This is a genomic window from Tistlia sp., from assembly GCF_040905785.1.
GTDB lineage: Bacteria > Pseudomonadota > Alphaproteobacteria > Kiloniellales > DSM-21159 > Tistlia.
This window is the reverse complement of the sequence record NZ_JBBDQW010000043.1, coordinates 16,494-27,026: the sequence shown is the minus strand read 5'-3', so window position 1 is coordinate 27,026 and position 10,533 is coordinate 16,494. Positions and strand designations below refer to the sequence as shown.

9 protein-coding genes are annotated in these 10,533 nt (G+C 68.9%); 8 read left to right on the top strand and 1 reads right to left on the bottom strand.

Annotated features, from left to right (window positions below; translation table 11 throughout):
- Positions 1-374 precede the first annotated feature (374 nt).
- From WD341_RS10400 to WD341_RS10385, 4 genes are read left to right on the top strand one after another with little or no spacing between them, the layout of a single operon-like run.
- Positions 375-1,964, top strand: coding sequence for an ABC transporter substrate-binding protein (locus tag WD341_RS10400; protein WP_368425382.1), 1,590 nt, complete (start codon positions 375-377; stop codon positions 1,962-1,964).
- Between the two features lie 30 nt (positions 1,965-1,994).
- On the top strand, positions 1,995-2,951 hold the full coding sequence (locus tag WD341_RS10395) for an ABC transporter permease (protein WP_368425381.1): 957 nt from the start codon (positions 1,995-1,997) through the stop codon (positions 2,949-2,951).
- A gap of 22 nt (positions 2,952-2,973) precedes the next feature.
- Complete coding sequence (locus tag WD341_RS10390; protein WP_368425380.1) at positions 2,974-3,801, top strand: ABC transporter permease; 828 nt, start codon at positions 2,974-2,976, stop codon at positions 3,799-3,801.
- Complete coding sequence (locus tag WD341_RS10385) at positions 3,798-5,477, top strand: ABC transporter ATP-binding protein (protein WP_368425379.1); 1,680 nt, start codon at positions 3,798-3,800, stop codon at positions 5,475-5,477. Before WD341_RS10390 ends, WD341_RS10385 begins: the two co-directional genes overlap by 4 nt.
- Positions 5,478-5,499: 22 nt before the next feature.
- On the opposite strand, the gene WD341_RS10380 is transcribed toward WD341_RS10385, so the two are convergent.
- Positions 5,500-6,393, bottom strand: coding sequence for a FadR/GntR family transcriptional regulator (locus WD341_RS10380; protein ID WP_368425378.1), 894 nt, complete (start codon positions 6,391-6,393; stop codon positions 5,500-5,502).
- A gap of 344 nt (positions 6,394-6,737) precedes the next feature.
- On the opposite strand from WD341_RS10380, the gene dctP reads away from it, so the two are divergent.
- Genes dctP through WD341_RS10360 form a run of 4 tightly spaced genes read left to right on the top strand, consistent with a single transcriptional unit; the run spans position 6,738 to position 10,500 of the window.
- A complete protein-coding gene (gene dctP, locus WD341_RS10375; RefSeq protein WP_368425377.1) occupies positions 6,738-7,754 on the top strand; it encodes a TRAP transporter substrate-binding protein DctP in 1,017 nt (338 codons plus the stop codon).
- A gap of 12 nt (positions 7,755-7,766) precedes the next feature.
- Positions 7,767-8,324, top strand: coding sequence for a TRAP transporter small permease (locus WD341_RS10370; protein WP_368425376.1), 558 nt, complete (start codon positions 7,767-7,769; stop codon positions 8,322-8,324).
- 8 nt (positions 8,325-8,332) lie between these two features.
- Positions 8,333-9,613, top strand: a complete 1,281-nt coding sequence (locus WD341_RS10365; protein WP_368425375.1) for a TRAP transporter large permease — start codon at positions 8,333-8,335, stop codon at positions 9,611-9,613.
- 41 nt (positions 9,614-9,654) lie between these two features.
- Positions 9,655-10,500 carry a carbon-nitrogen hydrolase family protein gene (locus WD341_RS10360; RefSeq protein ID WP_368425374.1) on the top strand — a complete coding sequence of 282 codons (846 nt, stop codon included), beginning with the start codon at positions 9,655-9,657 and terminating at the stop codon, positions 10,498-10,500.
- Positions 10,501-10,533 lie beyond the last annotated feature (33 nt).

Here is a 10,533-nt window from a genome sequence, read left to right as displayed (position 1 = left end):
GGCCCGCGATCCCGACCGGATCGCGGGCCGCTTGCGTTTCCGGGCCGGCCTGTAGGGCGCCCCGAACAGGCCAGGACACGCCGCTTTCTCGGCAGCGCCCGTCATGCGGGAGAGTGGAGACTGGGGCAGCCGGCCGGCTGCGGGCGGCAGCGGGAGAAAACCTGCCGGGAGCCCACAACCGGAAGGCGGCCGCAGCCTGTTGCGCTGCGGCAAACCGGGGCCCGGGCGGGAGCGGAAGGTTGGCAAGGGGGGCCGCTTCAGCGACAATGCACTGCAATACGTCGGGCCGCGCGGCTGGGAAAACGTCGCGGCGACGGTCGCGTTCTCCGCGATCGACCGACCCAACAGGAAGAAACAGGGAGCAACGAATCTCAATGGATAAGATCAAGCTTTTGGGCGAGCTCGCGCGCTCCGGCCAGGTCGACCGCCGCGGCTTCATGACCGGCGCCCTGGCGCTCGGCGTCACCGTCGGCGCGGCCTCCTCGCTGTGGAGCAAGACCGCGCGGGCGCAGCCCAAGAGGGGCGGCAACTTCCGCCTCGCCCTGGGCAGCGGCTCGACCACCGATTCGCTCGACCCGGCGACCTTCGACAGCACCTTCAACCAGGTGCTCGGCTACGGCACGCTGCGCAACACCCTGACCGAAGTGAAGGGCGACGCCAGCATCGGCCCCGAGCTGGCCGAGAGCTGGGAGGGCGGTGACGGCGCCAAGACCTGGACCTTCACCCTGCGCAAGGACGTCACCTTCCACAGCGGCAAGACCATGACTCCGGAGGACGTCATCGCCTCCGTCGAGCATCACCGCCGCGAGGACTCGACCTCGGCGGCCAAGCCGCTGGTCGATTCGATCGCATCGATCAAGGCCGACGGGCCCGACAAGGTCGTCTTCGAGCTGAGCGCCGGCAACGCCGACTTCCCCTTCTACATGTCCGACTACCACCTCTGCATCCTGCCCTCGAAGGACGGCAAGGTGGACGCCACCTCGGGCGACGGCACGGGCGCCTATGTCCTGAAGAACTTCGAGCCGGGCGTGCGCGCCAGCGCGGAGCGCAACCCGAACTACTTCAAGGAAGATCGCGCCCACTTCGATTCGGTCGAGCTGCTGGCGATCGTCGACCCGGCGGCGCGGACCAACGCCATCTCGACCGGCGAGGTCGACATGATGGAGCGGGTCGACCTGAAGACGGTCAACCTGCTGGCGCGGCGCCCGGGCATCATCATCACCGAGACGGTCGGCAACCAGCACTACACCATGCCGATGATCACGACGCAGGAGCCCTACACGGACAACAACGTTCGCCTCGCGCTCAAGCACGCGATCAACCGCGAGGAACTGCTGAGCAAGATCCTGCAGGGCTACGGCCGGGTCGGCAACGACCATCCGATCGGGCCGGCGACGAGCTTCGTCGCCCCCGATATCGAGCAGCGGACCTACGACCCCGACCGCGCCAAGCACTTCCTGAAGCAGGCCGGCTACGACACGCTCAAGGTCCAGCTCAGCGCCGCCGACGCCGCCTTCGCCGGCGCCGTCGAGGCCGCCGTGCTGTTCCAGGAGTCGGCGCGCGCCGCCGGCATCGAGGTCGAGGTGGTGCGCGAGCCGAACGACGGCTACTGGTCCAACGTCTGGCTGAAGAAGCCCTTCGTCATGTGCTACTGGGGCGGCCGCCCGACAGCCGACCTGATGTTCACGACGGCCTATGCGGCGGGCGTGCCGTGGAACGACGCCTACTGGGACAACGAGCGCTTCAACAGGCTGCTGGTCGAGGCGCGCGCCCTGCTCGACGAGGACAAGCGCGCGGAGCTCTACCGCGAGATGCAGATGATCGTGCGCGACGAGGGCGGCACCATCGTGCCGCTGTTCGCCAGCTACGTCGACGCCGCCAGCGACCGCCTCGGCCACGACGAGGTCGCCGGCAACTACGCGCTCGACGGCCTGCGCGTCACCGAGCGCTGGTGGTTCACCTGAGCGGGTCGGCAGCGCGCGACCGGCCCGGCCATGGGTAAGATCCTGGTGATGGTGGCCCAGCGCCTGGCGCTGGGCCTCCTGACCCTGTTCTTCGTCTCGCTGATCATCTTCCTCAGCGTCGAAATGCTGCCGGGCGACTTGGCCCAGGAGCTGCTCGGGCAGTCGGCGACACCCGAGACGGTCGCGGCCTTCCGCAAGCAGCTCGGCCTCGACCTGCCGGCCCACATCCGCTACCTGGAGTGGCTCGGCGGCATCGCCCAGGGCGACTTCGGCCGCAGCCTCGCCAACGACCGGGAGATCTCCGGCCTGATCGCCGGGCGGCTCGGCAACACCCTGTTCCTGGCCGGGCTGGCGGCGCTGATCTCGGTGCCGCTGGCGCTGACGCTGGGCATTCTGGCCGCGCTCTATCGCAACACCCCCTTCGACCGCGGCATCAACGTCTTCGCCCTGACCTCGGTGTCGGTGCCCGAGTTCTTCATCGCCTACATCCTGATCCTGTTCCTGGCGGTGCAGATCAACTGGTTCCCGAGCATCTCCAACATCGGCCCGGCCACCGACCTGTTCGATCGGATCTACCGCTCGATCCTGCCGGCCCTGACCCTGACCCTGGTGGTCGTCGCCCACATGATGCGCATGACCCGCGCGGCGATCATCAACCTGATGGCCAGCCCCTACATCGAGATGGCGCGCCTCAAGGGCCTCTCGCCGCGCCGGGTGATCCTGCGCCACGCCCTGCCCAACGCGCTGGCGCCGATCATCAACGTGGTCGCGCTCAACCTCGCCTACCTGGTCGTGGGCGTGGTCGTGGTCGAGGTCGTCTTCGTCTATCCCGGGCTCGGCCAGCTGATGGTCGACTCGGTCTCCAAGCGCGACATCACGGTGGTCCAGGCCTGCTCGCTGATCTTCGCCGCGACCTACGTGCTGCTGAACCTGACCGCCGACGTGCTGTCGATCCTCACCAACCCGCGTCTGCTGCACGCGCGCTGATCCGGGAGCCAGGAAGCCGAGGATGGAAGCCACCCTGAAGCTGCTGCGCAGCGCACCGCCGACCGCGCTGTTCGGGCTGCTGGTGGTCGTGACCTACGTCCTGGTCGCGCTGCTGGCGCCGCTGATCGCGCCCTACGGCGAGACCCAGATCGTCGGCGCGCAGTTCCTGCCCTGGTCCGACGAGTACCTGCTCGGCACCGACAACCTGGGCCGCGACGTGCTCAGCCGGCTGATCTACGGCGCGCGCAACACGGTCGGCATCGCCTTCCTGACGACCTGCCTCGCCTTCCTGCTCGGCTGCCTGACCGGGCTGCTGGCGGCGACGCTGCGCGGCTGGACCGACCAGCTGCTCAGCCGCCTGGTCGACGTGCTGATGGCGATCCCGGCGCTGATCTTCGCGCTGCTGGTCCTGACCATCACCGGTACCTCGGTCGCCGCGCTGGTCGGCGTCATCTCGGTGCTGGAGGCGACCCGCGTCTACCGGCTGACCCGGGCGGTGGCGGTCAACATCGAGGTGATGGACTTCGTCGAGGTCGCGCGGCTGCGCGGCGAGCGTCTGCCCTGGGTCATCGGCTGCGAGATCCTGCCCAACGCGCTGCCGCCACTGGTCGCGGAGTTCGGCCTGCGCTTCTGCTTCGTCTTCCTGTTCATCTCGGCGCTGTCGTTCCTGGGCCTCGGCCTGCAGCCGCCGACCGCCGACTGGGGCTCCATGGTGCGCGAGAACGCGACCCTGATCACCTTCGGCGACATCACGCCCCTGATTCCGGCCGCCGCCATCGCGCTGCTGACCGTCGGCGTCAACTTCGTGGTCGACTGGTTCCTGCACAAGTCCAGCGGATTGAAGACATGAGCGACCCCCAGGAGAAGCCGGACGGCGAGCGCGGCGGGCTGCTGCTCAAGATCCGCGGCCTGCGCATCGAGGGACGCACCGGCGACAGCTGGAGCGAGATCGTCAAGGGCATCGACCTCGACCTGCACCGCGGCGAGGTGCTGGGCCTGATCGGCGAGTCGGGCGCCGGCAAGTCGACCATCGGCCTGGCCGCCATGGGCTTCGCGCGCGACGGTTGCCGGATCAGCGGCGGCTCGGTCGAGTTCGACGGCCTCGACCTCGTCACCGCCGACATCAAGCGGCGGCGGCGCCTGCGCGGCAGCCGCATCGCCTACGTCGCCCAGTCGGCGGCGGCGGCCTTCAACCCGGCGCACAAGCTGATCGACCAGTACAGCGAGACGCCGATGCAGCACGGCATCGCCGGCCGCGCCGAGAGCGAGAAGGACGCCGTCGAGCTCTATCGCCGCCTGCGCCTGCCGAACCCCGAGGAGATCGGCTTCCGCTACCCGCACCAGGTCTCCGGCGGCCAGTTGCAGCGCGCCATGACCGCCATGGCCATGGCCTGCCGGCCCGACCTGATCGTCTTCGACGAGCCGACCACCGCGCTCGACGTGACCACCCAGATCGAGGTGCTGGCGGCGATCCGCGACATCGTCCGGCAGTTCGACACCGCGGCGATCTACATCACCCACGACCTCGCAGTGGTCGCCCAGATGGCCGACCGCGTCATGGTGCTGCGCAACGGCGAGCTGGTCGAGGAAGCCGAGACCCGCCGGATGCTGTCGGACCCTCAGGAGGACTACACGAAGTCGCTCTGGGCGGTGCGCGCCTTCCGCTCCGAGGAGAAGGCGCGCCCCGCGGGCGAGACGCCGATCCTGGCGGTCGAGCACGTCACCGCCGCCTACGGCAAGACCCGGGTGCTGCACGACGTCTCCTTCGAGATTCACCGCCAGCGCACGGTCGCCGTGGTCGGCGAATCGGGCAGCGGCAAAAGCACCACGGCCAGGGTCATCACCGGCCTGCTGCCACCGCTCGAGGGCCGCGTGCTCTACAAGGGCGAGCCCCTGCCGCCGCGCTTCACCAGCCGCAGCAAGGATCAGCTCAAGGCCGTCCAGATGATCTACCAGATGGCCGACACCGCGCTGAACCCGAAGCAGCGGGTGCGCGACGTCATCGGGCGGCCGCTGAAGTTCTATCTCGGCATGAACCGGCACCAGCGCGAGGAGCGCGTGCGCGAGCTGCTGTCGCTGATCGAGCTGGAGCCCGACGACTACATCGACCGCGTGCCGAGCGAGCTGTCGGGCGGCCAGAAGCAGCGCATCTGCATCGCCCGCGCGCTGGCCGCCGAGCCCTCCGTGATCATCTGCGACGAGGTCACCTCGGCCCTCGACCAGCTGGTCGCCGAGGGCATCCTGAAGCTGCTCGACCGCCTGCAGGGCGAGTTCGGCCTCGCCTACATGTTCATCACCCACGACCTGGCGACCGTGAAGGCGATCGCCGACGAGGTCGTCGTGATGCTGCAGGGCGAGGTCGTCGAGTCGGGCCCGAAGACGCAGATGTTCACGCCGCCGCACCACGACTACACCGAGCTGCTGCTCTCCTCGGTGCCCGAGATGGACCCCGACTGGCTCGACCACCTGCTGGCCGAGCGCGCGGAGGGCAAGGCCGGCGGACGGATCGAGAGGGCCGACCAGTAGCCGGACGCAAACCGCGGGCGCGTCAGCGCCGCGACGAGCCGGTCGCCTGAAGCGCCTCGCCCGCAAGCTCGGATCCCCGGCCCGCCCAGGCGAGGCGGCCCGCCCCGGTGTCGCGCGGCGCCATCAGCAGGTCCGGGGCGACGATCTGCTCGCGGTGGCTCAGGAAGTCGCCCAGCGCCCGGATATGCACCTCCATCAGCTCGAGCACCCCCTGCACGTCGCGCGTCCGCAGCCGCTTGATGATCTGCTCGTGGGCGCAGACGCACTCCTCGCCGAAGCTGCCGCTTTCCTCGCCGATCACGTTCCGGTAGCGCACGAAGTCGGCGAGAATGTCGTTCACGAAATGGCTGGCGAAACGCAGCATCGGGTTTGGGCAGCGGTTCGCGATTATGTAGTGGAAGCGCGCCTCCTCCCGGCGATGCTCCGCCTCCGGCAGCGCCCCCTGCTGGCCGCTGCGGCAGCGCTCGATGGTCGACTCGAGCGCCTCGAAGTCGGCGGCCGTCAGGAAGGGCGTGGCCAGGGCGGCGGTGCGCGGCTCCACCTCCAGGCGGAAGGCGTAGACCTGCTGCCACGACAGCGTCTGGAAATAGAAGAAGTTCTTCAGCTGGTAGCTGGCGCTCTCGTAGGCGATGCTGGCGACCCGGGCGCCGCCGTTGGCGCCGGGCGTGATCTCGACGAGGCCCTGTGCCTCGAGGATCTTCAGCGCCTCGCGCACGGTGCCGCGGCTGCTGCGCAGCTGGCCGATCATCTCGCGCTCGTTGGGCAGGCGGTCGCCGGGGGTGAGCTGCCGGCGCACGATCCAGCGACGGATCTCGTCGGCGATCAGCTCGGCCTTCTTCGGGCGGCGCAGGCGCCGCAGGTCGAACTCGGCCGCCGGCTCGGCCATGATCTCCGCCGCCAAGTCGTCACGCTTCATCGTCTCCGCCCTTGCTGATGCCGCTCGTCCCGGCGGCTGCCGACCCGACACGACACGACCCGACACGACCCGGCCCGACCCGGTCCGACCCGACCCGGTCCGACCCTAGCATGCCGGTCGTCCGTACCGTCGTCCCGCGGTCGGCCACGGCGAGGACGATACCCCCTGGACAGGCCTTCCTTCAAATATCATGATGTTTGGGCTAAAAGGCGTGCGAGCGTTCGCAAAAAGGCAGCCCGCCTGCGACGAGCGCTCGCCAGAACCGACAAGAAGACCCGGCCACCGGGTCTGCCGAAGGGTGCAAGAAGCCACCCCTCTTCCATGAACAGAGGAGCACTGCGACCATGACCCGACTCCACGAGCAGCGCGGACGCCGTTTGGCGGCCGTCACCACCCTGACCGGCGCCCTCGCCCTCGGCGCGGCCTTTGCCGGCGCCGCCCAGGCCGAAGAGATCGACATGCGCCTCGGCCTGATCTACAACCCCAACGTGCCTGTGGCGAGGTGCGGCGCCCTCGTGATGGCGGAGGATCCGGCGCTCAAGGAGCTGGGGCTGAACATCACGGTGATCCATTCCGCCCAGCTGGGCGGCGAGAACGACATGGCCCAGCAGGTATCCTCGGGCGAGTTGGAAATGAGCGTCTCGGCCTCCTCGATCCTGGCCGCCTGGGTCGAGGACCTCTCGGTCTTCGAGACCTACTATCTGTACGACAACGTCGACCAGGCCTTCGCCGCCTACGAGACCGAGACCGCCAAGGTGCTGTTCGAGGAGCTGCGCGAAGTCGCGAACATCCAGGTCATCGGCACCCCTTGGCTTTACGGCGAACGGCACATCTTCGGCGGCAAGGCGCTGCGCACGCCAGCCGACTTCGAGGGCGTCAAGATGCGCGTGCCGGAGACCAGCGTCTCGATCGCCGGCGCCCAGTCGCTCGGCGCCAGCCCGACCCCGACCGCCTATGCAGAGCTCTACCTCGCGCTGCAGCAGGGCATCGTCGACGTCGCCGAGGCCCCGGCCTCCGTGGTCAAGGCGGAATCCTTCGACGAGCCGGCGAAGTTCTTCAACAAGACCTCGCACCTGATCTCGGCGGCGCCGACCTACATCAACGGCCCGCTCTACGATTCCCTCACGGGCGAGCAGCAGGCTGCGCTCGGGAAGGCCGTCGACGAGGCCGCCCAGCGTATTCGCGACTGCGTCGAGACCGCCGATGCCGAGGCCTTCAAGGGATGGCAGGAGAGCGGCGACCTCGAGATCGTCGACGATGTCGACCTCGATGCCCTGCGGGCGAAGAGCCGCGCCTTCTTCTCGGAGGGCTTCCCCTGGAGCGACACCTACAAGGCCCTGCTGGCCGAGCTCGGCCAGTAGGACGCAGCGCCCGTGGCAGGCGACCTCGGACCCGGCCGCTCCGCGCCTGACGCGGTGCGGGCGGGGCGGTCCGGGCTGGAACGGCTGCTGGCGACGCTGGCGACCTTCGAGGAGGTCGCCAGCGTCCTGCTCCTGGCGACGATCCTGGGGCTGATGTTCACCCAGGTGATCGCGCGCTACCTGTTCCAGGCGCCGCTGTTCTGGAGCGACGAGCTCGGCCGCTACTGCTACGTCTGGATGTCCTTCGTCGCGGCGACCGCCCTCGTCGCCCGGCGCGGCCATATCCGGATCGACCTGATCAACGGCCTGCTCGGACCGCGCGCGCGCAGCGCCGTCGACCATCTGTCGGCGCTGATCGTGATCGGCACCTGCGCCTACTTCGTGTTCGGCAGCTGGGACTGGCTGATGACCACCCTGCGGCCGACGACCCCGGCGCTGCGCATGCCGCTGGTCTGGCTCTACGGCGTGGTCTGGTGCGCCTTCCTGGCGATGGCCCTGCATGCCGTCGTGAACCTGGCCCTGAGCCTTTCCGGCCGGCAGGGGCCAGAGGACGACCCCGCTTTCGAATAGGACCGCAGATGATCATCCTCTGGCTTCTGGGCGGGGTCTTCCTGCTGCTCGCCGTGCGCGTGCCGGTCGCCTTCTCGCTGCTGCTGCCCTCGCTGATCTACCTCGGGCTCGAGCCGCGACTGACGCTCGGCATCGGGCTGCAGCGCGTCACCGCGATGCTCGACTCCTTCCCGCTCCTGGCCGTGCCCCTGTTCATCCTGGTCGGCTACGTGGCCAACGTCGCCGGCCTTGCCGACCGCCTGATCGAGGCGCTGCTCGCGATCATGGGCCGGGTCCGTGGCAGCCTCGCCTACGTCAACATCAACGCCAGCCTGGCCTTTTCCTGGATGAGCGGCTCCTCGATGGCCGACGCGGCGGCCATGGGCTCGGTGCTGATCCCGGCGATGCGCCGCAACGGCTACGATCCCGCCTTCGCGGCGGCGATCACCGCCGCCTCCTCGATGATCGGGCCGGTCATGCCGCCGAGCATCGCGGCCATCCTCTACGGGGTGCTGTCGGGCTCCTCGATCGCCGCCATGTTCCTGGCCGGGGTGCTGCCGGCGCTCCTGATCTTCCTGTCCCTGACGGTCTACGTGTACTTCTACGTGCGCAAGCGCGACGGCCTGGTCGGCGAGCCCTACACCCGGAGCGAGACGCTGCGGGCAGTGCTGACGGCGCTGCCGATCCTGGTCGCGCCGATCGTGCTGCTCGGCGGCATCCTCGGCGGCGTGTTCACGCCGACCGAGGCCTCGGGCATCACCGTCGTGTACCTGATCGCGATCTCCTTCGCGCTGCGCTGGATGAGCCTGACGCAGCTCTACCGGGCCTTCGCCCTCTCCGCCTCCACGACCGGGCGGGTCATGCTGATCGCCGCAGCCGGCGGCCTCTTCTCCTACGTGCTGGCGCGCGAGGGCGTGCCGCAGCAGATCACCGAGCTGCTGCAGCTGGTGACCGACGATCCCCTCATCTTCCTGCTGCTGCTGAACGTCTTCCTACTGGTCGTCGGCATGTTCCTGGAACCCTCCTCGGCGCTGCTGATCACGGTGCCGGTGCTCTTTCCGGTCGCCCAGCAGTTCGGCATCGACCCGATCCACCTCGGCGCCGTCGTCATCCTCAACCTGACGCTCGGCCTGCTGACCCCGCCGATCGGCCTGGTGCTGTTCATGCTCAGCTCGGTCGGCGGCGTGCCCTTCAAGGACGTGCTGCGCGCCACCCTGCCGCTGCTGATTCCGCTCTTCGCGACGCTGTTGCTGGTCACCTACCTGTCCGACCTCAGCCTGATGCTGCCGCGGCTGTTCGGCTTCCGCTGACCGCCCGCCAAATCCCATCACCGAAATCCAGGGAGATAGACATGAACGACGCAGAGATCCGGCTGGCGACCGTCCAGATGACCAGCGGCGACGCGCTCCAGGACAACCTCGCCAAGGCCGAGGCCTTCATCGGGCAGGCGGTCAAGGAGCAGTCGGCCGATCTCGTCGTCGTGCCCGAGTTCTTCAACATCCCCTATGTCTTCCAGTGGCGCGACTACGCCCACATCGACCGCGCCGAGACCGCCGACGGGCCGACCATCAGCCTGATGCGCAAGCTCGCCAAGCAGCACGGGATCGGCCTGGTCGCCACGATCTTCGAGGAGGAGTCGGCCGGGCTCTACTACGACACGGCCTTCTTCATCGAGCGCGACGGCTCGATCGTCGGCAAGTACCGCAAGGTTCATCCGGCCGCGGTACAGAGCCTGGAGAAGATCTACTTCCGCTACGGCTCGCACTTCCCGGTCGTGCGGCTCTGCGGTCTCAAGGTCGGCGCCATCATCTGCTACGACACCTTCTTCCCGGAGAGCGCGCGCAGCGTCGCCGTCAACGGCGCCGAGCTGATCGTCGTCCCCTTCGCCGCCCCGGCCGTACCGGCTTGGCGCTCGGTGATGATCACCCGCGCCTTCGAGAACGGCGCCTGGTTCGCGCCGACCAACAAGGTCGGCCGCGAGGGCGACTGGACCTTCGGCGGCGCCAGCATGATCGTCGACCCCTTCGGCACCGTCGCCGCCGAGTGCGACGACAGCCAGGAAGGCGTGATCGCCGCCACCGTCAGCCGCAAGGCGGTCTTCGACGCGCGGCGCGAGAAGCCGATGTTCCGCGATCGCCGGCCCGACCTCTACGGGCCGATCTGCACGACCACGGAAGACATCCCCGGCATCGCCTGAAGCCCGCCCCCTTCCGATCCAGGATTTCAGAAG